At 64.4% G+C, this 25,237-nt stretch carries 22 protein-coding genes; 9 read left to right on the top strand and 13 right to left on the bottom strand.

The window, feature by feature from the left end; genetic code table 11:
* Window positions 1–94 precede the first annotated feature (94 nt).
* From ACE3QM_RS05525 to cysD, 3 genes are all read right to left on the bottom strand, one after another.
* On the bottom strand, window positions 95–1,099 hold the full coding sequence (locus ACE3QM_RS05525; RefSeq protein ID WP_374420803.1) for a BMP family protein: 1,005 nt from the start codon (window positions 1,097–1,099) through the stop codon (window positions 95–97).
* 450 nt (window positions 1,100–1,549) lie between these two features.
* On the bottom strand, window positions 1,550–2,986 hold the full coding sequence (gene cysN, locus ACE3QM_RS05520) for a sulfate adenylyltransferase subunit CysN (RefSeq protein ID WP_374420801.1): 1,437 nt from the start codon (window positions 2,984–2,986) through the stop codon (window positions 1,550–1,552).
* Window positions 2,986–3,912 carry a sulfate adenylyltransferase subunit CysD gene (cysD, locus tag ACE3QM_RS05515; RefSeq protein ID WP_048410635.1) on the bottom strand — a complete coding sequence of 309 codons (927 nt, stop codon included), beginning with the start codon at window positions 3,910–3,912 and terminating at the stop codon, window positions 2,986–2,988. Before cysD ends, cysN begins: the two co-directional genes overlap by 1 nt.
* Before the next feature lie 207 nt (window positions 3,913–4,119).
* On the opposite strand from cysD, the gene ACE3QM_RS05510 reads away from it, so the two are divergent.
* Window positions 4,120–6,279, top strand: a complete 2,160-nt coding sequence (locus ACE3QM_RS05510) for an HDOD domain-containing protein (protein WP_374420799.1) — start codon at window positions 4,120–4,122, stop codon at window positions 6,277–6,279.
* A gap of 7 nt (window positions 6,280–6,286) precedes the next feature.
* Here the strand turns inward: ACE3QM_RS05510 and ACE3QM_RS05505 are convergent, their stop codons facing one another.
* The 3 genes from ACE3QM_RS05505 to ACE3QM_RS05495 all read right to left on the bottom strand — a co-directional run bounded on the left by ACE3QM_RS05505 (window position 6,287) and on the right by ACE3QM_RS05495 (window position 9,621).
* Complete coding sequence (locus ACE3QM_RS05505) at window positions 6,287–7,645, bottom strand: aspartate aminotransferase family protein (protein ID WP_374420797.1); 1,359 nt, start codon at window positions 7,643–7,645, stop codon at window positions 6,287–6,289.
* A 152-nt stretch (window positions 7,646–7,797) separates the two neighbouring features.
* Entirely contained in the window at window positions 7,798–8,010 is a 213-nt protein-coding gene (locus tag ACE3QM_RS05500; protein WP_048410637.1) for a sigma factor-like helix-turn-helix DNA-binding protein, read from the bottom strand.
* Between the two features lie 372 nt (window positions 8,011–8,382).
* Entirely contained in the window at window positions 8,383–9,621 is a 1,239-nt protein-coding gene (locus ACE3QM_RS05495; protein ID WP_048410638.1) for a TIGR03862 family flavoprotein, read from the bottom strand.
* 242 nt (window positions 9,622–9,863) lie between these two features.
* Between ACE3QM_RS05495 and ACE3QM_RS05490 the strand changes: the two genes are divergently transcribed.
* The 5 genes from ACE3QM_RS05490 to rnk all read left to right on the top strand — a co-directional run bounded on the left by ACE3QM_RS05490 (window position 9,864) and on the right by rnk (window position 15,425).
* Window positions 9,864–11,492 carry a methyl-accepting chemotaxis protein gene (locus ACE3QM_RS05490; protein ID WP_048410639.1) on the top strand — a complete coding sequence of 543 codons (1,629 nt, stop codon included), beginning with the start codon at window positions 9,864–9,866 and terminating at the stop codon, window positions 11,490–11,492.
* A gap of 86 nt (window positions 11,493–11,578) precedes the next feature.
* Entirely contained in the window at window positions 11,579–12,958 is a 1,380-nt protein-coding gene (dbpA, locus tag ACE3QM_RS05485; protein ID WP_048410679.1) for an ATP-dependent RNA helicase DbpA, read from the top strand.
* Window positions 12,959–13,025: 67 nt separating this feature from the next.
* On the top strand, window positions 13,026–13,853 hold the full coding sequence (gene map, locus ACE3QM_RS05480; protein ID WP_374420886.1) for a type I methionyl aminopeptidase: 828 nt from the start codon (window positions 13,026–13,028) through the stop codon (window positions 13,851–13,853).
* A gap of 156 nt (window positions 13,854–14,009) precedes the next feature.
* On the top strand, window positions 14,010–14,867 hold the full coding sequence (locus tag ACE3QM_RS05475; protein ID WP_374420793.1) for a flagellin: 858 nt from the start codon (window positions 14,010–14,012) through the stop codon (window positions 14,865–14,867).
* Between the two features lie 153 nt (window positions 14,868–15,020).
* Entirely contained in the window at window positions 15,021–15,425 is a 405-nt protein-coding gene (rnk, locus tag ACE3QM_RS05470; protein WP_048410642.1) for a nucleoside diphosphate kinase regulator, read from the top strand.
* Between the two features lie 60 nt (window positions 15,426–15,485).
* On the opposite strand, the gene ACE3QM_RS05465 is transcribed toward rnk, so the two are convergent.
* The 4 genes from ACE3QM_RS05465 to ACE3QM_RS05450 form a co-directional block, all read right to left on the bottom strand.
* A complete protein-coding gene (locus ACE3QM_RS05465) occupies window positions 15,486–16,094 on the bottom strand; it encodes an alpha/beta hydrolase (protein WP_374420791.1) in 609 nt (202 codons plus the stop codon).
* Entirely contained in the window at window positions 16,094–16,402 is a 309-nt protein-coding gene (locus ACE3QM_RS05460) for a ferredoxin (RefSeq protein ID WP_374420789.1), read from the bottom strand. The genes ACE3QM_RS05465 and ACE3QM_RS05460 overlap by 1 nt, the downstream gene beginning before the upstream one ends.
* 172 nt (window positions 16,403–16,574) lie before the next feature.
* A complete protein-coding gene (dnaB, locus tag ACE3QM_RS05455) occupies window positions 16,575–17,984 on the bottom strand; it encodes a replicative DNA helicase (RefSeq protein WP_374420787.1) in 1,410 nt (469 codons plus the stop codon).
* Between the two features lie 116 nt (window positions 17,985–18,100).
* A complete protein-coding gene (locus ACE3QM_RS05450; RefSeq protein ID WP_374420785.1) occupies window positions 18,101–19,273 on the bottom strand; it encodes an NAD(P)/FAD-dependent oxidoreductase in 1,173 nt (390 codons plus the stop codon).
* Between the two features lie 118 nt (window positions 19,274–19,391).
* On the opposite strand from ACE3QM_RS05450, the gene ACE3QM_RS05445 reads away from it, so the two are divergent.
* Window positions 19,392–19,976, top strand: a complete 585-nt coding sequence (locus ACE3QM_RS05445; protein WP_374420783.1) for a superoxide dismutase — start codon at window positions 19,392–19,394, stop codon at window positions 19,974–19,976.
* A gap of 80 nt (window positions 19,977–20,056) precedes the next feature.
* Here ACE3QM_RS05445 and ACE3QM_RS05440 read toward each other — a convergent pair whose 3' ends face one another.
* From ACE3QM_RS05440 to ACE3QM_RS05430, 3 genes are read right to left on the bottom strand one after another with little or no spacing between them, the layout of a single operon-like run.
* A complete protein-coding gene (locus tag ACE3QM_RS05440) occupies window positions 20,057–21,670 on the bottom strand; it encodes a GMC family oxidoreductase N-terminal domain-containing protein (protein WP_374420781.1) in 1,614 nt (537 codons plus the stop codon).
* Window positions 21,667–22,191, bottom strand: coding sequence for a hypothetical protein (locus tag ACE3QM_RS05435; RefSeq protein WP_374420780.1), 525 nt, complete (start codon window positions 22,189–22,191; stop codon window positions 21,667–21,669). The genes ACE3QM_RS05440 and ACE3QM_RS05435 overlap by 4 nt, the downstream gene beginning before the upstream one ends.
* 1 nt (window position 22,192) lies before the next feature.
* Entirely contained in the window at window positions 22,193–23,623 is a 1,431-nt protein-coding gene (locus tag ACE3QM_RS05430) for a coniferyl aldehyde dehydrogenase (protein WP_374420778.1), read from the bottom strand.
* 101 nt (window positions 23,624–23,724) lie between these two features.
* Here ACE3QM_RS05430 and ACE3QM_RS05425 point away from each other — a divergent pair, with 101 nt between their 5' ends.
* Complete coding sequence (locus ACE3QM_RS05425) at window positions 23,725–24,909, top strand: VWA domain-containing protein (protein ID WP_374420776.1); 1,185 nt, start codon at window positions 23,725–23,727, stop codon at window positions 24,907–24,909.
* Window positions 24,910–25,069: 160 nt separating this feature from the next.
* Window positions 25,070–25,204: a hypothetical protein gene (locus tag ACE3QM_RS05420; RefSeq protein ID WP_255360815.1), complete on the top strand. Its 135-nt coding sequence runs from the start codon at window positions 25,070–25,072 to the stop codon at window positions 25,202–25,204.
* Window positions 25,205–25,237 lie beyond the last annotated feature (33 nt).

Here is a 25,237-nt window from a genome sequence, read left to right as displayed (position 1 = left end):
GCACCGATTCACGATCCGCAAACAAAAACGGGCAAGACCATTGGTCTTGCCCGTTGTCACATCGCCGCGCCAAGCCCGGCGCGGCTCCGGCGGATCAGTTCACCGGGCAGCGATTGGCGGCGCGGTAATCCACCACCTTGATCTTGCCGCTGACGATGTCCTTGCGCGCCTGCAGGATCTTCTTCTCCATCTCAGGCGTGATCAGCGAACGGTTGTACTGGTCCAGCGCCCAATCCACGCCGTTTTCCTTCAGGCCCATCAGCTTGACGTCCGGCTTCCACGCACCGTTCTTGGCGTCGCGCATGGTTTCGTACACCGCGTTGTCCACGCGCTTGACCATGGAGGTCAGCACCACGCCCGGCTGCAGATAGTTCTGATTGCTGTCCACGCCGATGTAGAACTTCTTGGCGCCCTTGGCCGACTGGATCACGCCCATATTGGACAGCGCCGCCGCGGCGAACACCACGTCCACGCCGCGATCGAACTGGCTCTTGGCCAATTCGCCGCCGCGCGCCGGGTCGTTGAAGGCGGCGTGGGTGGTGCCTATCATGTTCTGCATCACCACCGCCTTGGGATTGGCGTACTTGGCGCCCTGGGCGTAACCGCAGCCGAAGGCGCGGATCAGCGGCACGTCCATGCCACCCAGATAGCCCACCTTGCCGCTCTTGGACTTGAGCGCGGCGGCCATGCCCACCAAGAAGGAGCCTTCCTGTTCCTTGAAGGCGATGCTCTGCACATTCGGACCCTTGGCCACCGAATCCACCAGGGTGAACTTCACCTTGGGGAATTCCTTGGCCACGGTCTCGATGGACTGGGTGTAGGCGAAGCCCACCGCCACCACCAGGTCGGCGCCCTTGCGCGCCATATTGCGCAGCATCTGCTCTTTCTGAGCGTCGTTGCTGACCTGGCCTTCGCGGTAGTTGATGTGGAATTCTTTCTTGAAACGTTCGGCGCCGTTGAATGCCGCTTCATTGAAGCTCTTGTCGAACTTGCCGGCCTGATCGTAGATCACGGCGACAGTGAAATCCTTGGCTGCAACCGGGCCTGCCAGCAAGATGGCAGCGGTTGCGCCTGCGATGTGTTTCAGCGCAAACGTCATGTTTTATCTTTTCTATGTGGATTACAGGCGATGCGACAGCGCCGCGGACGGCGTTGCCGGCGCTTCAAGCGAAAGACGGAGGGGGAAACCGAGTGGACCGCGGCTGCCGAGGCAGACGGGACGAAACAGAACCACGCCGCTGCGAACCGCAGCGGATACAACGCGCCAATTGAAGCTGCCGGATTGTAGGCAGCCCGCCGCCGGCTGTAAACCGGCGTGGCCGAATCCTGCAACAACAGGTCGAAAAACAGACAGCCCGCCGTAAGAACCTGTTTACGATCTGCTGCGCGTCGTGAAACGTGACACGGTGAGTACCGCTTCGAAATGCTCATGTACCTTATGTACATTCCGCTCTCTCAGCCGCGGCACCTTGTCCCGCTCTGGCTCGCTAGACTATGAACAGGCTCTGAAAACCAGGACCACGGGCCATCGGCAACGCTCAGCCCCCGCTCAGCGCGGGAACAGCTGGCCGATGTCCTTGGCCTCCCAGTGCGGGAAGTATTTGCGCACCAGCGCGTTCAACTCCAGTTCGAAGGCGCGCAAGCGCTGCAATTCGTCCTGCGGCGCGGCCGCCTGCTCCGTCCTGGCCGCCGTGATCATGCCGGCGCCGGCGGTGGCATTGCTCAGCCGGTCTATCACGATGAAGCTGCCGGTGCCGCGACAGGCGGCGTAAGCGTCTATCACCGCCGGCGCGTTCAGGCTGATGCGGCACAGCGCGATCTCGTTCAGGTGCAGCGCTTCCGCCGGCTTCTGCTCCAGCGTGTTGACATCCACCTGGTGCAGGATGGCCTCCACCCGGCCGGTGACGAATTTGCCGGCCAACTTGAAGCCGTACTCCTTGCCGGCGCGCAAGGGCGCGTCCTGCATCCACACCAGGTGCGCGTCCAGGCTGGACGTCACCGCCGGCGGCGGCTGGTCGGCGCGCACCAGCATATCGCCGCGCGACACGTCGATCTCCTCCTCCAGCGTCAATGTGATCGCCTCGCCGGCGCCGGCCGCGGCCAGTTCGCCCTCGTAAGCCACCACGGCCTTGACCTTGCTGCGGCGGCCGGACGGCAGCGCCAGCACCTCGTCGCCGGGGCGGATCTCGCCGGCGGCGATGGTGCCGCAAAAGCCGCGGAAGTCCAGATTGGGCCGGTTCACGTACTGCACCGGCAGACGGAAAGCCTCCAGCGCCGCGTCGCTGCGCACTTCCACCGTTTCCAGCAGCTGCATCAGCGTCGGCCCCTGATACCAGGGCGCGCCCTCGCCGCGGCTGACCACATTGTCGCCGCGCAACGCGGAGATCGGCACGAAGCGGATGTCCGGAATCGCTAGGCCCTCGGCGAAGGCCAGGTACTCGTCGCGGATGCGCTCGAACACCGCCGGGTCGTAATCCACCAGGTCCATCTTGTTCACCGCCACGATCACGTGGCGGATGCCCAGCAGGCTGACGATGAAGCTGTGGCGGCGGGTCTGGGTCTGCACCCCGCGCCGCGCGTCGATCAGGATGATGGCCAGATTGCTGGTGGACGCGCCGGTGGCCATATTGCGGGTGTACTGCTCATGGCCCGGGCAATCGGCGATGATGAACTTGCGCTTGTCGGTGCTGAAATAGCGGTAGGCGACATCGATGGTGATGCCCTGCTCGCGCTCGGCCTGCAAGCCGTCCACCAGCAAGGCCAGGTCTATCTCCTGATCGGTGGTGTTGTACTTCTTGGAGTCACGCTCTATCGCCGCCAGTTGATCCTCGAAGATCAGCTTGGAATCGTGCAGCAGCCGGCCGATCAAGGTGGACTTGCCGTCGTCGACATTGCCACAGGTGATGAAGCGCAGCAGATCCTTGTTTTCGTGCTGGCGCAGGTATTCCAGGATGTCGCCGGCGATCAGATCGGATTGGTGGGTCATCAGAAATATCCTTCCATCTTTTTCTTTTCCATCGAGCCGGCGCTGTCGTGATCTATCACCCGGCCCTGACGCTCGGAGGTGCGGGTCAGCAACATCTCCTGAATGATGTCCGGCAGCGTGGCTGCCTGTGACTCCACCGCGCCGGTCAGCGGATAACAGCCCAGGGTGCGGAAGCGGACGCGGCGGGTTTCAATGCTCGCCTTCTCCGCCGGGCTCAGATAATCCAGTATCCGCTCGTCGTCTATCATGATCAGCGTGCCGTCGCGCGCTATCACCGGCCGTTCGGCGGCGAAGTACAGCGGCACGATCTCGATGTTTTCCAGGAAGATGTATTGCCAGATGTCCAGCTCGGTCCAATTGGACAGCGGAAACACCCGTATGCTCTCGCCCTTGTCTATCTTGCTGTTGTAGATGTTCCAGAGCTCGGGCCGCTGGTTCTTCGGGTCCCAGCGGTGGTTGCGGTCGCGGAAGGAATACACCCGCTCCTTGGCGCGGCTTTTTTCCTCGTCGCGGCGCGCGCCGCCAAAGGCGGCGTCGAAACCATATTTGTTCAAGGCCTGCTTCAGACCCTCGGTCTTCATCACGTCGGTGTGCTTGGCGCTGCCGGCGGTGAACGGGTTGATGCCGGCGTCCACGCCCTCCTGGTTGACGTGAACGATCAGGTCCCAGCCGTACTCGCGCGCCTGCTTGTCGCGCAGCGCGATCATTTCCTTGAACTTCCAGGTAGTGTCCACGTGCATCAAGGGAAACGGTGGCTTGCCCGGCGCGAACGCCTTCTTGGCCAGGTGCAGCATCACCGCCGAATCCTTGCCTATCGAATACAGCATCACCGGGTTTTCGAATTCCGCGGCCACTTCGCGAATGATGTGGATAGACTCCGCTTCCAATTGCTTGAGGTGAGTCAGCCTCTCTTGACCGATGTCCATGCTTCCTGCCCATCCTGTAGATGCGCTCAAATCTACCGAAAGCCCATCGGCGCATCAAAACCGATGGGTTATATCAATATGCTCTTAGCAAATCAACAATTAGTCCAAAGGGCAATAAGAACGCCAAAGCGAACACCGCGAATCTTCGGCCCATGCCGCAATAACTGTCTACATTAGTACAAATACGCAAGCCGCACGGAGACAGCGATGAGCCCCGCCGCAGAGCCGGAATACCAAATCGTCGCCACGCTGCGCTGCCCGGACGGCCTGTCGGTGCTGCTGGCCAGCCGCGACGGCGCGGCGCTGGCGCTGGTGGAGTCTGTGTCCGAGCTGCCGGACACGCCGCCGCGGCCTGCCTTCCGCCACCCCCTGCTGCAAGCCTGGCAAGGCCAGGCCCGCCTGGACGGCAAACACTATGCCGTCTACCGGCAGGATACGCTGCAGCCCTTGCGTCTGAAGGCGCTGCCCGCGCTGCCCTTGGCCGAGCGGATAGGCCTGGCCTGCGACATTCTCGAAGCGCTGGTTCATCTGCACGCCAGCGGCAAATGCCTGGGCCGGCTCTATCCCGAAACCGTGTTGGCCGACATCCACCAGCGCGTCGCGCTGCTGGGAGAACACGCCTGCCAGGCGCTGAGCCCGGAGCGACTGCGCCAAGAGCTGTCGCAGACCGAACAACTGCTGCGCTGGCTGATCAGCGCCGGCGCAACCAACCGCGACGGCGAACCGGAATTGGAACAATGGCTGGACGCGCTGCGCGATCCGGCGGCCGACGCCGGCGCCTGCCGCCGCGCGCTGGCCGGCCTGCAAGACTGGCTGGCCCGGCATCAGCGCTTCAACCGCCAGGAAGGCGGCCGCGCCGCGCTGGACCACTTGCTGCAACGCATGCGCCACGCGCCGGACTTTCCGGCGCTGTCCCAGGCCATAGCCGCCATCAACAAGAGCAACAACGCCGACAGCGAGCGTCTGCAAGCGCTGTCCAGCGCCATTCTCAAGGATGTGTCGCTGACCAATAAGCTGCTGAAGGTGGTGAATTCCGCCAATTTCAGCCAGTACGGCGGCGCGGTCAGCACCATCTCGCGCGCCATCGTGATCCTCGGCTTCGACACCATACGCAATCTGGCGCTCAGCCTGCTGCTGTTCGAGCACCTGCACAACCGCGCCCACGCCGACGAGATCCGCGACGTGGCGATCAAGACCCTGTTCACCGGCCTGCTGGCGCGCTCGCTGGCGCCGGCCTGCGGCGTGCGCGAGGCGGAAGAAGCCTTGATCTGCGGCATGCTGCAAAACCTGGGCGAACTATTGTGCGTCAACTATTTCCGCGACGAATACCGGCAGATCCAGGCGCTGATCGCCGCCGGCGCCAGTGTCGACCAGGCCGCGCACCAGACGCTGGGCACTTACTACGCCGACCTCGGCGCCGCCACCGCCGCGCTGTGGCGCTTCCCGGAACGGATTCTGACCGGCATGGAGCCGATGCCGGCCGGCGCGGTGCGCCAGCCGCAAACCGGCGAGATGCGGATGAAGGCGCTAAGCTCGCTGTGCCGCGAACTGGTCTGCCAGCTGACCCAGAGCGGCATCGACCAGGCCGACGCCAGCCGCAAGCTGCTGCAACGCTACAGCCGGGCGCTGGCGCTGGAGTGGGCGCCGTTGGAGCGGGAACTGGCACAGGCGCAAACCCTGCTCGCCGCCTACCTGACGGAACTGGGGCCAGAAGCCGGCCAAGGACCGCGCTCACAGGCCTTGCGCCTGGCCAGGCTGAACAAGAGCGCGCCACCGCCCAGCCCCGCCGCGCCGCCACCGCCAGCGCCGGACCCCACCCGGCTGCAAGCCACCGCGGGCTCCGCCGGCCGGATCGCCGTGCTGTCCGCCGGCGTGCAGGACATCACCAACACCCTATTGGGCGATTACAAGCTCAACGACTTGCTGCGCATCATTCTGGAAACCATGTACCGCGGCCTGGGCTTCGACCACGCGCTGATCTGCGCGCGCAGCGGGGCCGATCTGCCGCTGCAGGCGCGCTTCGGTTTCGGCGAAAAAGTGGAGTTGCTGCTGCCGGCGCTACGCGCCGACATCGACAGCGGCGACAGCCTGTTCCGCAAGGCGTTGGAACGCAACGCCGACATGCTGATAGACGATATCGACGCGCCGGCCATCGCCCAGCACATCCCGGCCTGGTATCGCCAGATGAGCGTCGCCCGTACCTTCGTGCTGCTGCCGCTGTCCTTGGACAAGCGCAAACTGGGCATACTCTACGGCGACCGCCGCCTGGCGGGATCGCTGGCGATCGCGCCGGAACAGCTCAGCTTGCTGAAGACCTTGCGCAATCAGGCCTTGCTGGCCATACGCCAGCAGCCCGCGAGATCGTGAGCTAGCGCTAAATCACCTCGCCGGCGAAGCCGTCCAGCGCCGCCAACAGCCGATCGACATCGGCGAACTCGGTCTCTGGACACAGCAGCAACATATTGTGGAAGGGGGTGATCAGGAAGCCACGGTTAAGCAGATACAGGTGGATGATGCGCTCCAACTCATCATCCTGCATCGCGCCGGCCTCGCCGCCGTTGCGCGGCGGGCGCGGGGAAAACTGGAACTCGCAGCGCGCGCCGACGCGGCTCACGCACCACGGCAGCCGCCAGCGCTCTATCCAGTCCAGCAAGCCGTCCGCCAGATGCTGGGCCAGCGCGAACATCCGCTGATACGCGGCGTCGCTCATCACCTCGGCCAGATTGGCGCGCATCGCCGCCGAAGCCAGCATATTGCCGCTCAAGGTAGTGCCGATGCCGGAATGCCCGGGCGCGGCCGCGCGCTTGGCGCGCTGCGCCCGCTCCGCCAACTCGGCGCTGAAGCCGTACACCGCGCACGGCAGGCCGCCGCCCAGCGGCTTGCCCAGCACCAGCGCGTCCGGCTTCAAGCCGTAAGCCGCGCCATAGCCGCCTGGCCCGCTGCTGATGGTGTGGGTTTCATCCAGCAGCAGATAGCTGCCGTAGCGACGGATCAAATCCTGCGCCGCGCGCCAGAAACCGGGCTCCGGCATCACCATGCCGATATTGGTCATCACCGGCTCGGCCAGCACGCAAGCCACCTGCTCGTCGCGCAAGGCGAGTTCCAGCGCCTCCAGATCGTTGAACTCCACCACCCGGGTATGCGCGGCCAGATCATGCACCTGGCCCAGCAGGCTGGCGCGGCGCCGCGGCTGGCCATCGATCAGATCAACGAACACATCGTCCACCGTGCCGTGGTAACAGCCGTTGAACACGACGATCTGGCCGCGGCCGCTGGCGGCGCGCAGCCAGCGCAGCGCGAAGCGATTGGCGTCGCTGGCGCTGATGGCGAACTGCCAGTGCGACAGGCCGAAGCGCCGCGCCAGTTCCTCGGCCACCCACACCGCGTCCGGCGACGGCAGCATGGCGGTCAGGCCGCGCGCCGCCTGCTCGGCTATCGCGCGCGCCACCGGCGCCGGCGAATGACCGAACATCGCGCCGGTGTCGCCCAGGCAAAAGTCCAGGTATTCATGGCCGTCCACGTCGCGCAGCCGCGCGCCCCGGGCTTCTTCCACGTAGAGATTGAACGGGGTGGACCAGTCCGCCATCCAGTGCAGCGGCGCGCCAAAAAGCAAATGCTCGCCGCCGGCGGCGGACAGCTGCCGCGAACGCGGTCGCCGCTCGGAAAACAAGGCCAGTTCCTGTTGGTGCAAGGCTTGTGCCTTGCCGAAATCGATGCCGTGACGCAAAGCCATGAAGCGCTCCTTGGAAAGGAAGACTGCGCGTCAGTATATCCAGATGTCGTCGCTAGCGGCAGCGCCGCCGATGCGCCCCGGCACAAGGGATGGCTCGAATGCGACGAAGCCCGGCCAAGGACCGGGCTTCGTCGCTGCCGCGATGGCGGGCCTTACAAGGGCAGATGAGCTGCCAGCGCGTTGATTTTTTGCAGCGCGCGGCGGAAGCGGCTGTGCGCGCGCGACACCGTGGATTCGCTGATATCCATCTGCTGCGCGGCGAAGTAGCCGGTCATGCCCTCCACTTCCATCAGCCATACCGCTTCGCGCGAACGTTTTTTCAGGCCGATCAGATCGGCCACCTGGTTGAAATCGTCAAGCTTCATAGCGCTGTTCTCCTCAGGCCTTCGCCTTGGCATCACGACTGTCTATGCAGTGGGCGGCTTTTCGATAACGACTCTCCGCGTCCTTAACCGGCGCGGCCTTTTCAGTATAGAGGCTTGCAAAAAAAATGCAGGCAAGGACAGGCGAAAACATCCCCGCTCCACCCGCCGATTGCGGCTTTTTCGCACACTCGCGCCTCAACGCCCGTTCACGACCTCATCATCCTGGGCAAGCCGGGGCATTGCGGCGGAGAAAGCGGAATAGACAAAGGACATCGGCGTTTCGACGCGGGTTTCAATACCCTTGTCCAAACAGGTCCGCCGAAACGCGCAAGCCTTGAACCAAGCCCGCAAGCCAATAGCCGTCGCCGGCGCTCAGCGCCGCCCCATCCAGCGCAACACGCCGCCGGCGGCGGCGCGCCCAGTGGAGAAGCAAGCGGTCAGCAGATAGCCGCCGGTGGGCGCCTCCCAGTCCAGCATCTCGCCGGCGCAGAACACCCCAGGCATCGCCTGCAGCATCAGATTGTCATCCAGCGAGCCGAATGTCACGCCGCCGGCGGTGCTGATCGCTTCGTCCAGCGGCCGCGGCGCCAGCAGCCGCAGCGGCAAGGCCTTGATGCCCTCGGCCAGCTTGACCGGATCATTGAACGCGTCCTTGTCCAGGCATTCGCGCAGCAGGCCCATGCGCACGCCCTTTAGGCCCAGCCGGCTTTGCAAATGGCTGGACAGCGAGCGCGAGCCGCGCGGCCGCGCCACTTCGCCCAGAATGCGCTGCGCGCTCCAATCCGGCATCAAGTCCAAATGGCACAGCGCCGCGCCGCTGCGCGCGATTTCATCGCGGATGGCGCCGGAGCAGGCATAGATCAGATTGCCCTCCACCCCGCCCGAGGTGATGACGAATTCGCCACGACGGCTGAACGGATGGCCGGCGGCCGGGTGGAACTGCAAGGTCACCGACTTCAGCGGCGCGCCGGCGAACTTGTCGGCGAAGTGCTCGCTCCAGCCGGCGTCGAAACCGCAGTTGGACGGCTGCAGCCGGGTCACTTCCACGCCGCGGTCGCGCAGCATCGCCGCCCAGCTGCCGTCCGAACCCAGCTTGCGCCAGCTGCCGCCGCCCATGGCCAGCACCACCGCGTCGGCTTCGGCGACACGCTCGCCGTCCGGCGCCGACAAGCGCAGCCGGCCGCGCTCGTCCCAGCCCAGGAAGCGGTGACGCACGTGAAAACTCACCCCGGCCTCGCGCAGTCGCGCCAGCCAGCAGCGCAGCAGCGGCGCCGCCTTCATCTCCTTGGGGAATACCTTGCCGGAACTGCCGATGAAGGTTTCTATGCCCAGGCCATGCACCCAGGCGCGCACATGCTCGCCGTTGAACACATCCAGCATCGGCCGCAGCTCCGCGCTGCGCGCGCCGTAGCGCTGCACGAAGCTGGCATGCGGTTCGGAATGAGTGATGTTCATGCCGCCGACGCCGGCCAGCAGGAACTTGCGGCCCACCGAGGGCATCGCGTCGTAGACATCCACCCGCAGGCCCGCCGCCGCCAGTTGCTCGGCGGCCGCCAGGCCGGCCGGTCCGCCGCCGATGATGGCCACGCGGCGTCCGCTGTTGTCACTCATATACTGCGCTCCTTGAAATTCACGGTGATGAAGACGCCGGCTTGCGGCGAGGGCGCGATTCTCACAGAAAACCGCCGCAAACCCAAGCCTAATCGTTTTAACTATAAGTTTGATTTAAACCAACATTCCTACGTCATCAAATCACTACCATCGCGCTGCGGCTCATTCCAATAAAACCTATAGCGGCAAACGCGCGATTCTACAAACACACCAAGGAGAACGGACCCACCGTCCGCACACGCATGCGCAAATTTTCCGATTGGCCGATCTGGCTGAAACTGACCATGGCGGTATGGTGCTGCCTGGTATTGGCCTGGAGTGGGCTGATCGCCTGGGAAACCAGCGTCAGCCGCGATATCGCGGTGGAACAGGCGCAAGACCTGGCCCACAGCATGAACGAAATGACCATGGCCGGACTCACCGGCATGATGATCACCGGCACCGTCGGCCAACGCGACGTATTTCTGGACCAGATCAAGGAATTGTCCGCGGTGCGCGATCTGCGCGTGATCCGCGGCCCGGCGGTCAGCAAGCAGTTTGGCCCCGGCAACGCCGGCGACAAGAATCTAAGCGGCGACGCGGTGGAGCAACAGGCGTTGCGGGACGGCAAGCCCCATATCCAGATCGAGTCCACGCCGGCGCTGGGCGAGCACCTGCGCGTGGTCTACCCGGCGCTGGCCGCGCGCAACTACCTGGGCAAGAACTGCATGAGCTGCCATCAGGTGGCGGACAAAACGCCGCTGGGCGTGGTCAGCATGCGCATCTCGCTGGAAAAGCCCTATGCCTCGGTCAGCCGTTTCCGCGACCAGAGCATCCTGTTCGCCATCCTGGCCTCGCTGCCCTTGATGGCGGTGGTGTTCCTGCTGGCGCGCCGCTTCGTCACCCGGCCGCTGCAGGCGATGTCCGCCGGCCTGGCCGAACTGGCCCAGGGAGAAGGTGATCTGACGCGGCGGCTGCCGGTACGCAGCCGCGACGAAATCGGCGACACCGCCCTGCGCTTCAACCAGATGCTGGCCACCATCGCCGAGCTGGTGCGCAACGTCGGCGCTTCCGCCAGCGCGGTGTCGCAATCCTCGCGCCAGCTGGCCGGCGGCGCCGCGCAGTTGGCGGAAAGCTCGCACAAGCAGAACCGTCAATCCCAGTCCGCCGCCAGCGCGGTGGAGCAATTGGCCAGCCACATCGGCGAGATCGCCGGCAAGGCCGAGGATGTCAGCGCCGAGGCCGATCAGAGCCTGCAGCGCTCCGAGGCCGGCCGCGCCAGCCTCAGCCAGCTGCAGCACGAAGTCAGCCAGGTGGAACAGGCGGTGCGGCTGATGGCGCAGGCGGAGACCGAGCTGGCCCACTCCACCTCCAGCATCACCAATATGACCAAGGAAGTGCGCGAAATCGCCGAACAGACCAATCTCTTGGCCTTGAACGCGGCGATAGAGGCGGCGCGCGCCGGCGAGCAGGGCCGCGGCTTCGCCGTGGTGGCCGACGAGGTGCGCAAGCTGGCCGAGAAATCGGCCCGCTCCGCCAGCGAAATCGATACCGTGACCGGCGCGCTCAACCAGAAAACCGACGCGGTGCGCGCCGCGGTCAACGCCGGCCTGTCCTCGCTGGCCGCCAGCCGCCAATCCGCCGACAGCGTGGCCAGCGTGCTGGGCGCCGCCAATCAATCGGTGGCCGAAGTGCGCCAGGGCCTGCGCCAGATCGTCGCCGTCACCGAGCAGCAGCGCGCCGCCAGCCAGGCGGTCACCGGCAATATCGACGCCATCGCCGAAATGGCGCAGACCAATGACCAGGAAATCGGCCAGACCGTGCATGCCGCCGAGCAATTGGAAGGCCTGGCGCAGCGGCTGACGGAATCGGTATCGCGTTTCACGGTGTGAATCCCGCCGCCGGCGGACATCCGATTTGGCCGTTGGCCGCCGGCCTGTTACACTCGCAGCCCGATACCGTAATACGCCAAGTCATTGTGAAAAAAGCCGCTTTCTCCACCCTGCCCCTGCCCGCCGCCCTCTTGTCCAATCTGGACAGCCTGGGCTACCACAGCATGACCGCCATCCAGGCGGCCAGCCTGCCGGCCATCCTGGATGGCCAGGACCTGATCGCCCAGGCCAAGACCGGCAGCGGCAAGACAGCGGCTTTCGGACTCGGCATCCTGGCGCGGCTGAATCCGCGCTGGTTCGGCGTGCAGGCGCTGGTGCTCTGCCCCACCCGCGAACTGGCCGACCAAGTGGCGCAGGAAATCCGCCGCCTGGCGCGCAGCATAGACAATGTCAAAGTGGTCACCCTGACCGGCGGCAGCCCGATGGGCCCGCAGATCGGCTCGTTGGAACACGGCGCCCACATCGTGGTGGGCACGCCCGGCCGGCTGCAGGACCATCTGTTCCGCGGCTCGCTGAACCTGTCCGGCGTCGGCACCCTGGTGCTGGACGAGGCCGACCGCATGGTGGACATGGGCTTCATCGAGGAAATCGTCGGCATCGTGCGCGCCTGCCCGCGCCAGCGCCAGACGCTGATGTTCTCCGCCACCTATCCGGAAAACATCCGCAAGATCAGCGCCCAGTTCATGCGCCGTCCGCAGGAAATCCAGGTGGAGTCGCTGCACGGCGGCGAACGCATCGAACAATGGTTCTACAAGATCAAGCCGGAACAGCGGCTGGAAACCGTCACCACCATACTGCAACACCTGCGCCCGACCTCGGCGCTGGCCTTCTGCAATACCAAGGAGCGTTGCAAGGAACTGGTGCGCGACCTGCAGGCGCGCGGTTTCAGCGCGCTGGCGCTGTACGGCGACCTGGAACAGCGCGAGCGCGACCAGATCCTGCTGCGCTTCGCCAACAAGAGCGCCACCGTGCTGGTGGCCACCGATGTCGCCGCGCGCGGCCTGGACATCAAGGAGCTGGACCTGGTGATCAACGTCGACGTCACCCATGATCCTGAAATCCACATCCACCGCATCGGCCGCACCGGCCGCGGCGAGGCGATGGGCCTGGCGCTGACCCTGACCGCCGACAACGACGACAAGCGGCTGGCGCTGATCGAGGACTATCAGCAGGCGCCGCTGACCTGGGCCAAGCTGGAGCAACTGACCCCGGCCCCCGGCGGCCCGCTGCTGCCGCCGATGGTCACGCTGGAAATCGCCGGCGGCAAGCGCGAAAAACTGCGCCCCGGCGACATCCTCGGCGCGCTGACCGGCGACGCCGGCTTTACCGGCGCCCAGATCGGCAAGATCAACATCTTCGAATTCGCCAGCTTCGTGGCGCTGGACCGCGCCATCGCCGAGCAGGCGCTGCAGCGTCTGTCCGCCGGCAAGATCAAGGGCAAGCAGTTCAAGATGCGCCTGATTTGAACGCCAACGCGCCCCTGGAACCGACAAGCACTGCCGGGCCGGGGGCGTTTTTGCTAGAATACGTCTCATTAGCCGCAGACACGCACATCACCAGAATCCCATGAGCATCCAACTGAAAACCGCCCAAGACATCGAAAAGATGCGGATCGCCGGCCGCCTGGCGTCGGAAGTCCTCGACTACATCACCCCCTTCATCAAGCCTGGCGTCACCACCGAGGCCATCGACAAGCTGTGCCATGACTACATCGTCAATGAGCAGGGCGCGATCCCGGCGCCGCTGAACTACGCGCCGGACGGCCATAATCCGTACCCGAAGTCGGTGTGCACCTCGGTCAACCACGTGATCTGCCACGGCATCCCCAATGACAAGCCCTTGAAGAGCGGCGACATCATGAATCTGGATGTCACCGTGATCAAGGACGGCTACCACGGCGATACCAGCCGCATGTACCATGTCGGCAATGTCAGCGAACACGCCCGCCGCCTGTCCCGCGTCACTTACGAATGCATGTGGCGCGGCATCGACAAGGTCAAGCCGGGCGCCACGCTGGGCGATATCGGCTACGCCATCCAGCAGCACGCGGAGAACTCCGGTTACAGCGTGGTGCAGGAATTCTGCGGCCACGGCATCGGCACCAAATTCCACGAAGAGCCGCAAGTGCTGCACTACGGCCGCCCCGGCACCGGGCTGGAACTGCAGGCCGGCATGATCTTCACCATCGAGCCGATGATCAACCAGGGCAAGCGCCACCTGCGCATGCTGGGCGACGGCTGGACCGTGGTCACCAAGGACCGCAGCCTGTCCGCGCAGTGGGAACACACCGTGCTGGTCACCGACAGCGGCTACGAAATCCTGACCCAGTCCGCCGGCACCCCGCCCAAGCCCGGCAAATAAACCCAAAACCTCATCATCAGCCCGGCGCCGCCGGGCTTTTTCACGCCCATGCCCGCGCCATCGTGCGCGGCGCGACTTTATCCAAAACCCGGCTTGCCCTGCACCATCCGCTTTCTTAAACTGAAGAAGTGAAACCACATCCAGCGGGAGCCGGCCATGGCACTGACCATCAATAGCAATCTGAGCGCGCTGCAAGGACAGAACCAGCTTAGCCAGACCCAAAAGGCCAAGGAAAAGCTGCTGGCCCAACTCTCCGCCGGCAAGACCACCGACAACGCCGCCAACAACCCGGCCAACGCCGCCATTTCCGAAGCGCTGCTGGCCCAGATCAACGGCAGCAATCAGGCGATCAACAACGCCAACGACGGCGTTTCTCTGGCCCAGACCGCCGATGGCGCGCTCAACCAGATCCAGGACAATACCCAACAGATCCAAGAGCTGGCGATCCAGGCCGGCAACGGCGCGCTCAGCGCCAGCAACCGCCAGGCACTGCAACAGCAAGTGGACCAGTTGACCCAGGCCAATTCCGCCATCGTGCAAAGCACCGAATTCAACGGCACGCCGCTGTTGAATAGCAACAATCCCACCACCTTCCAGGTGGGCCCCAACGGCAGCGCCGACAACCAGGTCAATGTGCCCGGCATCAATCTGGCCGCCACGCCGGCCAGCGGCGGGCTGAACAGCTACAACGCCAATCTGAACGCCACCGGTACCATAGACATCAGCACCCAGGCCGGCGCGCTGGCAGCGCAGCAGAGCACCGCGGCCGATCTCAACACCCTGGCCAGCACCCGCAGCACGCTGGGCGCGGTCAGCAACCGTTTCGAGGCCAGCATCAACGATCTGCAAACCGCCTCGCTGAACGCCTCCGCCGCCAATAGCCGCATCAGCGACACCGACTTCGCCTCCGCCTCCGCGCAATTGGCCGCCAACCAGATTCTGGGCCAGGCCGGCCTCGCCACCCAGGCGCAGGCCAATATCAGCGCGCGCTCGGCGCTGTCGCTGCTGGGCTGAGACCGGCCAGGCCCAAAGCCCAGTTTCCGCGCGCTTTAGCCGGCCAAGCCTTGTTACACGCGGTTACAAGCGATATCATTGGCACACACGCTTTTCGCGCACTAAATCATCGGGCACCCTGCGGTGCCCTTTGTCTATCTGAAGGAGTTGCATATGTCGACAAGCCCGGCCATCACGGTGTCCTCTCTGGACTATGAGCGCCTTGCCGCGCTGCTGGAGGATTGCGAGAGCGGCCACCCCACGGCGGCCGCGCTGGAGGCGGAACTGGAGCGGGCCGATGTGGTGGAACCCAGCGCCATGCCCGCCGGCATCATCACCATGAACAGCTGCGCGCGGGTCAAACTGGACGACGCCCAAGAAAAGACGCTGACCCTGGTCTACCCGCGCGAAGCGGATAGCGAGCAAGGCAAGATCTCGGTGCTGGCGCCCATAGGCGCGGCGCTGCTGGGCCTGTCCGTGGGCCAGAGCATCGATTGGCCGACACCGGCCGGCAGCATCCGGCTGTCGGTGCTGGAAGTCACCTACCAGCCAGAAGCGGCGGGCGAACTGCACCGCTGATAAAAAAACCGGCCATCACATGGATGACCGGTTTTTTTGTGTCGCGCCAGCGGCAAAACCTTACCAGCAGCGCTGAATCGTCTGCGCCAGCTGCACCAGCCGGCCATGGAAGAAATGGCCGGCGCCGGGAAACACCACCACCGGCAAGCCTTGCGGCCTAGCCCAATCCATCACCGCTGACAGCGGAATCACCTCATCCTCCTCGCCGTGAATCACCAAGGCATCGGCCGGCACCTCAGGCGTGGGAATCTCGTACTTGCCCACCGCCACGCCCATCAGCAGCAGTTTGTCCGACGCTATGCGCGCGCGGGTGCGCGCCGCGACGAAGCCGCCAAAGGAGAAGCCGGCCAGCGCCAGCGGCAGCTCGCCCTGCTCGCCGCGCGCGTGCTCCACCACCGCGATCACGTCGTCCACCTCGCCATTGCCGTAATCGTGCTGGCCTTCGCTGTCGCCGACGCCGCGCAGATTCGGGCAATAGCAGACATAGCCCAGCTGCGACAGCGCCTTGGCCGCGGTCTGCACCACCTTATTGGTATTGGTGCCGCCCTGCAGCGGATTGGGGTGGCAGATCACCGCGATGCCGCGCGCCTCGCCCTGCGCCGCCACCACGATGGTTTCCAGGCCGCCGGCCGGGCCGGCCACCACTTGCTTGTTCATCGCCTTCAACATCAGATCTTCAACCTTTCCACCACGCGCCCGCCCACCATGTGCTCGGCGACGATTTCGTCGATGTCTTCCTTATCGACAAAGGTGTACCAGGTTTCCTCCGGGTACACCACCATCACCGGGCCGTCGTCGCAGCGCCCAAGACAGCCGGCCTTGTTGACGCGGATCTTGCCCTCGCCGGCCAGGCCCAGCGCCTTGACCTGATCCTTCATATAGCCCAGCAATTCGCTGGAACCATGATTGTTGCAGCAATCCTCGCAGCCGGCGCGCTGATTGCAGCAGATGAATACATGCTTGTCGAAAAAGCTCATGGAATGCCTCGTATGCTCACAGAACCATCTTAGAACCTGTTTACGATCTGCTGCGCGTCGGCGATACGGCGTTGAAAACAGCTTCGAAATGCTCATGTACCACGCGTACATTCCGCTTTCTCAGCTGTTTTCGCCTTGTCTCGCTCTAGCTCGCGAGATCGTAAACAGGTTCTTAGGAGTCGCTATCCGCCCAGCCGCTGACGCCCAGCGTGGCGGCATTGTCGAACTTGGCGTACTTGCCGACGAAGGCCAGCCGCACCGCGCCGGTGGGACCGTTACGGTGCTTGCCGATGATGGCCTCGGCCAGGCCCTTCACTTCCTGGTTCTCCGGGTTGTAATACTCTTCCCGGTACATGAAGACGATCAAGTCGGCATCCTGCTCAATGGCGCCGGATTCCCGCAAGTCCGACATCATCGGCCGCTTGTTGGGACGCTGCTCAACCGCCCGCGACAGCTGGGACAGCGCGATCACCGGCACTTGCAGCTCCTTGGCCAGGCCTTTCAGGCCGCGCGAAATTTCGCCCAGCTCGGCGGTGCGGTTGTCGCCGCGGCCGGAACCCGACATCAGCTGCAAGTAATCGATGACGATCAGGCCCAGCTTGCCGCCGTGCTGGCGCGCCAGCCGGCGCGCGCGCGCGCGCACTTCCAACGCGGTCAGCGCGGCGGTCTCGTCGATATACATCGGCGCCTCGGACAGCTTGCCTATCGCATAGGTCAGCTTCTGCCAGTCGTCGTCGCCCAGCTTGCCGGTGCGCAGCGTATGCTGATCCAGCCGCCCCACCGAACCCAGCATACGCATCACCAGCTGCGCGCCGCCCATTTCCATGGAGAACACCGCCACCGGCAGATGCTGCTCCACCGCCACGTGCTCGGCGATATTCATCGAAAACGCGGTCTTACCCATGGACGGACGGCCGGCGACGATGATCAGGTCGCCCGCCTGCAGGCCGGAAGTCTTGGCGTCCAGATCGACGAAGCCGGTGGGCACGCCGGTCACTTCGTCCGGGTTTTCGCGGCTGTAGAGCATGTCGATGCGCTCCACCACTTCCTTCAGCAAGCCCGGCATTTCCAGGAAGCCCTGCTTGGACTTGGCGGTGGATTCGGCGATCTGGAACACCTTGCCCTCGGCCTCGTCCAGCAATTGCGAGGCGTCGCGCCCCATCGGCGCGTAAGCCGCCTCGACGATCTCGGTGCCCACCAGCGCCAGCTGGCGCATGACGGAGCGTTCGCGCACGATTTCGGCGTAGCGGCGGATATTGGCGGCCGACGGCGTGTTCTGCGCCAGCGTCGCCAGATAGGACAGGCCGCCGACATTGCCCAGCTCGCCGTTCTTGTCCAGGCTTTCCGATACCGTCACCACGTCGGCCGGGCGCGCCAGTTCCACCAGCTTGGCCACATGCTTGTAGATCAGCCGGTGGTCATGGCGGTAGAAATCGGCCTCGGACACCACGTCGGCGATCTTGTCCCAGGCGCTGTTGTCCAGCAGCAGGCCGCCCAGTACCGACTGTTCGGCCTCAATCGAATGAGGCGGCGTGCGGATCGCCGCCATCTCGCTGTCAAAATTCTCGTACGATTCAGTCATGTAGACTCAAAGTGATAGCGCGGCCAAGCCGCGCGAATGAAGCAAACCGGGTTGAAGCGATCTTGGATTTTAACCCGAAACCGTCACCCGCTGAGCATGCTTGGCCGTGTGAGGAATCAGCAATTCATCCCGGCCACATAGCCGGACGACCACGCCCACTGGAAATTGTAGCCGCCCAGCCAGCCGGTGACGTCCACCACTTCGCCGATGAAGAACAGACCGGGCACCTCGTTGGCCATCATGGTCTTGGACGATAGCGACTTGGTCGACACGCCGCCCAGCGTCACCTCGGCCTTTTTATAGCCCTGGGTGCCATTGGGCTTGACGCGCCAGCCATGCAGGCGCTCGGCCAGTTGTTGACGCTGCTTGGGCGACAAATCCTTCAGCCGCAGATTGAAGCCCTCGCGCGCCAGCCAGGCCTCGGCGAAACGCTTGGGCCAGCCGAACTCCGCCAGCGCGTTGGCGATTAATTGCTCGCTGCCGGCCTTTTGCTCCAGCCAGACCGCGGCGTCCGCGTCCGGCAGTAAGTCCAGCTCCAGTTCCATGCCCGGCTGCCAATAGGAAGACACTTGCAGAATCGCCGGCCCGGACACACCCTTGTGCGTGAACAACACGTTCTCGCGAAAGCGGCCCTTGCCGGCGCGCGCCTCCACCTCCAGCGACACCCCGGCCAGCGGCGCGAACGCCTCCGCGTCCTCCACATGGAAAGTCAGCGGCACCAGCGCCGGCGTCAACGCCGTCAACTCCAGGCCGAACTGCTCGGCCAACCGGTAGCCGAACGGCGTCGCGCCGATCTGTGGAATCGACAAGCCGCCAGAGGCCACCACCAGCGACGCCGCGCGAAACGCGCCTGCGCTGGTCTCCAGCGTGAAGCCGTCCGCCGTCCGGCTCACTTGCTGGATGGATACCTCCATGCGCCGCTCCACCGCGCCCAGCCGGCACTCCTCGTCCAACATCGCGATGATGCGCTCGCTGCCCTCGTCGCAGAACAACTGGCCCAGTTTTTTCTCGTGGTAGCCGATACCGTGGCGCTCGACCATGGCGATGAAATCCTGCGGCGTGTACTGCGCCAGCGCCGAGCGGCAGAAATGGGGATTGGCCGACAGATAGCAGTCAAAACGCGCGTGCAGATTGGTGAAATTACAGCGGCCGCCGCCGGAAATGCGGATTTTCTCCGCCAGCTTGCGCGCATGGTCCAGCAACAGGACGCGGCGGCCGCGCTGACCTGCTGTAGCCGCGCACATCAGGCCGGCCGCGCCGGCGCCGATGACAATAACATCGTACTGCAATGGAGTTCATCCTTACTTTACTTTTTTAGTCAACTATTGGCGAGCAGCGGTTTAATCCAGTAAACTTGCGGCTAAAGCATCCGCTTATGCGGCGTACTTTCTCAACAAGGAGAGCATAATGGAACACAAACTGCCGGAACTGCCGTACGCGCTGGACGCGCTCGCCCCGCACATTTCCAAGGAAACCCTGGAATTCCACTACGGCAAGCACCATCAGACCTATATCACCAATCTGAACAACCTGATCAAGGGCACCGAGTTCGAAAACGCCTCCCTGGAAGAGATCGTGAAGAAATCCTCCGGCGGCATCTTCAACAACGCGGCCCAAGTCTGGAACCACACCTTCTACTGGCTGGGCTTCGCCCCCAACACCGGCGAAGAGCGCAAGCCCAGCGGCGCGCTGGCCGACGCCATCAACGCAAAATGGGGTTCCTACGACGAATTCAAGAAAGCCTTCACCCAAACCGCCATCGGCACCTTCGGTTCCGGCTGGGCCTGGCTGGTGAAGAACAACGATGGCTCGCTGGACCTGGTATCCACCAGCAACGCCGCCACCCCGCTGACCACCGACAAGAAGCCGCTGCTGACCTGTGATGTGTGGGAGCACGCGTATTATATCGATTACCGCAACAGCCGCCCGAACTATCTGGACAGCTTCTGGAAACTGGTGAACTGGGACTTCGTCGCCAAGAACTTCGCCTGATTTCCCGCTGCGCCGCAGCATCATGCAAAAAGGGACCTCGCGGTCCCTTTTTTGTTGCCGCCGCATCGTAAAACAGCGTCTCAGGCTTGCGTGCCTTGCATTCGCTGCCGCAGCGCCGCCACCGCGCGCAGCGCGAAAGCGTAGATGGACAGCTGCGGGTTAGCGCCGACGCTAGTGGGAAACACCGAACCGTCCACCACGGTCAGGTTGCCCAGCTGCCAATGCCGCCCCCACTCATCCACCACCCCGCCATCGGCGTCACCCGACATCGCCAAGCCTCCCATCACATGAGCGCTGACCACCTTGGCCAGCAGGGGCTTGAGCGCCAGTCCCCTTATCATGCTGCGGGCCTCGCCCCAGCTGCGCGCCAGGCCGGCCTGCTCATGCACCGTCAGCACCTGCTTGGCGCCGGCCGCGAACTGGATCTCGGCCATGCTCAGCCAGGCGCGGCGCGCGCCCTCCCAAAACACCTCGTTCAGGGGATAATCCAGCACCGGCGAACCATCGTCGCGCAAGCGCACCTCGCCGCCACGGCTGTCAGGGTGGAAGCCGTCGCGCAGCAAGGCCAGCGTCGCGTGCAGATAGGGCAGCCGGCGCATCAGCGCCGCCTGACCGGCCCCGAGCCCGGGGAAAGTGATGCCGGCCAGCAGCGGGTGAATGGGCGGCACTTCCAGCTTATAGCCCAGCGGCCCATCCAGCGCGTGCGCATGCATGAAGTGATCGCTATACACCGTCTGCGGCGCGCCGTTGAACGGCTCCACCGCTTCCGGCATCAGCGCCGCCGACAACAGCACCGGGTGCAGGAAAGTCCGCGTTCCGGTATGGCCGCCCGGATCGATCAGGCCGCTGCGCAGCAGGATGGCCGGCGAACCGATGGCGCCGGCGGCCAATATCACCTGCCCCGCCGTCACCTTGAAGCGGCGCCCGGTTTCGCCAACTCCATCCGCCGCCAGGAAATGCCCTTCCACGCCTTCCACCCGGTTCCGCGCCGCATTGGCGCGCAGCCGGTCCACCCGCGCGCGGCTGATCAGCCTGGCGCCATGCTCCAGCGCGGCTGGAATGGTGGTCACCAGCATCGACTGCTTGGCATTGGTGGGACAGCCCATACCGCAATAACCCAGATTCCAGCAGCCGCGCACATTGCGGCGGATGCGCGCGTGAGCAATGCCCAAGGCCTCGCAGCCGCGCGCCAACACCGCATTATTAGGATTCGGGTCCGGCTGCCAATCGGCGATGCCCAGCCGCGCCTCGGCCTGCACGAACCACGGCCGCATCGCCTGCTCGCTCAAGCCGCCTAGGCGATGACGCTCGCGCCACCAGTTCAAGGTGTCCGGCGGCGTGCGAAAGGAACTGGTCCAATTGACCACGGTGCTCCCGCCCACTGCCCGGCCCTGCAGGATGGAAATCCCCTTGTCCGCCGTTTTGCGACAGGCGGACTCCTGATACAGCTCCGGGTAGGCCTTGGCTTCCAACAGACGAAAATCGCGCGAGCTGTACAGCCCCCCCTCCTCCAACAGCAGCACGTCCAGCCCGGCCGCGGCCAATTGCTCGGCGGCCATGCCGCCGCCCGCGCCGCTGCCTATGATCACCACATCGGCGCTCAGCTCCAGATCCGGCTGCATCGCGCCGTCCAAAGCCTTCCAGCCGGCGGCGACGCCGGCCGCCACTGGATCCGGTATCGTCGCGCGGCTCATGGCAGCATCTCCATCACCGCCGCCGGCTGACGGTAGCCCAGTGCCGGCCAACTGGCCGGATTGCCGTACCAGGCCGCGTTCAGCAATTGATGCAAAGCCTGGTAGCCGCTGCGCAGCAAGGGGAAGCTACTGCCGCGCCAGCGCCGCAGAAAGGCTGAGATATCGTCCGCCGACGCCTGCCGCCACGGCGTGGACACCCCGGCGATCCAGCGCCGCCCCCAGGGATTGCCCAGCAGATCCAGCAATTGACGCAGTTCGGCCCGCATCGCTGGCGGCAAGCCGGCCACCGCGCGGTCAACGCCGCGCACCACATCCTCGGGCGGCGCGACGCCCGCCCCCAGAACGGCCGGGGCGATCGCCGCCAGCAGCTGGGCGTCCCGCGGCGTCAAGGCACGTAGTTTCAAGGGCTTTGCCCAGTCCTCGGCCGGACCCTCCGGCTGCGGCGAGGCCAGCAGCGTGGCCAGCGCCAGCGCCGCGGCGCCGCCCAGGCCGGTTTGCAGCAGTTGGCGACGCGTCAGCATTTCAGCGCCCCAGCATCCATTTCAGCAGCAGCTCGACGCCGGCGCCATAAGGCGCGCGCGTCAACGTGGTACCGGCCCAGCGGCTTTGCCGGAACACCGGCTTGAGCTTGGAGAAGGCCAGGAAGCCTTCCTTGGCATGGCAATGCCCCATGCCGGAAGGACCGACTCCGCCGAAGGGCAGATCGTCCTGCACCACTTGCAAAGCGATGTCGTTGATCGCCACCCCACCCGAAATCGTCTCGCGCAAGGTCTTCTCGATGCGCAGCGCGTCGTTGTCGAACAAATACAAGGCCAGCGGCCGCGGCCGCGCATTGACGTAGGCCAGCGCCTCGTCGAATTTGTCGTAGCTCAGCACCGGCAGGATAGGCCCGAAAATCTCCTCCCTCAGCAGCAGCGCGTCATCCGGGCAAGCCTGCACCAGGGTCAATGGGAATTTGCGCTTGGGACGCCAGTCTTCCGCCGCCGGATTGATCTGCTCCACTTCGGCGCCGGCCGCGCGCGCCTCCTCCAGCCATTGCAGCAGACGCTGGCAATGGCGTTCATTGATGATGGAGCTGTAATCGGAATTGTCCGCCAGCGTCGGATAGGCGCGCCGCGCCGCGCCGCGCAACTCGTCCAACAAGGCTTCTTTATCCTTGTCATTGACCAGCACATAGTCCGGCGCCACGCAGGTCTGACCGGCGTTCAGCATCTTGCCGGCGACGATGGCCTCCGCCGCCTGGCGCAGATCGGCGCCCCTGGCGACGATGACCGGGGATTTACCGCCCAGCTCCAGCGTCACCGGCGTCAGGTTTTCCGCCGCCGCGCGCATCACATGACGGCCCACTGCGGTGGAGCCGGTGAAGAATAGATGGTCGAAGGGTAGCCGGGTGAAGTCCTGCGCCAGATCGGCATCGCCGTTGACCACCGCGATCACCTCCGGGCCCAGATAGCGCTCGGCCAGGCGCTGCAGCAGCGCCCCGGTTTCCGGCGTGAATTCCGACATCTTCACCATCACCCGGTTACCGGCCGCCAAGGCCGACACCAAGGGCCCCAGCGCCAGGAACAGCGGATAGTTCCACGGCACCAGCACGCCGATGACACCCAAGGGCTGCGGCATCACGCTATTGCCCGCCGGCTGGAACCACATTGACACGCCGCGCCGTTCCGGTCGCATCCAGCGCCGTAGGCGGCGGCGCGCATAGCGTATCGCCTGCAAGGACGGAAACAGCTCGGCCAGCCGGGTTTCCACCCCGCTGCGGTGGCCGAAGTCGCGGCTGATCGCGTCGACAAACTCCTGGCGATGCTGCTGCAACATGCTTTCCAGGCGCTTGAGCCACTCCAGCCGCTGCTGCAGCGGCGGAAATGGCGACTCGCGGCTGATGCGGTGCAGGCGGGCGAATTCCGCGTGCAGAAGATCATGCTGGCCAGTGGGCATGGTGACGGCATTCATTGTATTATCCTCGGATTGCTGTAGCCGAACGATTGTTTAGAGTCCAGACTCTAAAGCAAGATTATCATCGCCCACCCTCGCTGTCACCTGCTAGCCGCGCCATGTTGATCGATTTTTTCTACGCCCTGCGCAACGCCGGCCTGCCGGTGACGCTAAAAGAATTCCTCACCTTGCTGGAGGCCTTGCAAAAACGCGTCGCCTTCGGCGACCCGGACGCCTTCTACTATCTGGCGCGCACCACGCTGATCAAGGACGAAAAGCATTTCGATCGTTTCGACCAAGTGTTCGGCAGCCACTTCAACGGCCTGTCGCAATCGCTGGACGAGCAAAAGACCGACATCCCCGAAGACTGGCTGCGCAAGCAGGTGGAAAAATACCTGTCCGAGGAAGAAAAACGCCAGTTGCAGGCGCTGGGCTGGGATCAGTTGATGGATACCCTGCGCCAGCGGCTGCAAGAACAACACGAGCGCCACCAGGGTGGCAATAAATGGATAGGCACCGGCGGCACCAGCCCCTTCGGCGCCTACGGCTACAACCCGGCCGGCATCCGCATCGGCCAGCGCGAATCGCGTCACCGCCGCGCGGTCAAGGCATGGGACCAGCGCGAATTCCGCAATTTCGACGACTCGGTGGAACTGGGCACCCGTAACCTCAAGATCGCGCTGCGCCGGCTGCGCGAATTCGCCCGCGACGGCGCCGAGGAAGTGCTGGACCTGGACGCCACCATCGCCGCCACCGCCGGCAAGGCCGGCATGCTGGATCTGCGCATGCAGCGCGAGCTGCGCAACGCGGTCAAGGTATTGGTGCTGTTCGACGTCGGCGGCTCTATGGACGACCACGTCAAGGCCTGCGAAGAGCTGTTTTCCGCGGTGAAGTCCGAATTCAAGCACCTGGAGTATTTCTACTTCCACAACTGCGTCTACGAAGCGGTGTGGAAGGACAATGCCCGCCGCCATACCCGCACCCTGCCCACCTGGGACCTGATCCACACCTTCGGCAGCGATTACAAGCTGATCATCGTCGGCGACGCCAGCATGAGCCCCTACGAGATCAGTTATCCGGGCGGCAGCGTCGAGCATATGAACCAGGAGGCAGGCGAAGTCTGGCTGCGCCGTCTGCTCGGCCATTTCAAGCACGCGGCCTGGCTCAATCCGGTGCCGGAGGCGCACTGGGACTACACCCAATCGCTGCACATGCTGCGCCAACTGATGTCCGGCCGCATGTACGGGCTGACGCTGCAAGGCATAGATCAGGCGATGCGCGCATTAAAGCGCAGCGCGTCTTGAATTTTAACTTTCCGACACAAATTATTACTTGAGCTTGCGGCGGCTTGTGTTCCAGAATGAAATCACAGGGGGCCGCCATAGACGACTTTGCTTCCAGGCCTGTTCGCCGGCTGTCGTCTCCAACCAATAAGTTCGTACTCAAGCCTCGGGGAACCATGCCATGGAAATTTTGCTTTTATTCGCCCTCATCGCCGCTGTGGTCGTCGTCGCCAAGATGCTGAGCGGCCCGGTGGAAGACCAGGACAAGCTGGCCCCGATCCGCATTCGCAACGATCAGGAGCGGCGCCGTCGCTGACCCCGTCCACGCATAAGAAAAGAAAAAGCGCGC

It is taken from the genome of Chromobacterium sp. (genome assembly GCF_041912965.1).
Lineage (GTDB): Bacteria > Pseudomonadota > Gammaproteobacteria > Burkholderiales > Chromobacteriaceae > Chromobacterium > Chromobacterium aquaticum.
Note: the sequence above shows the minus strand (reverse complement) of the source record. Positions and strands in the feature narration are given on the sequence as shown.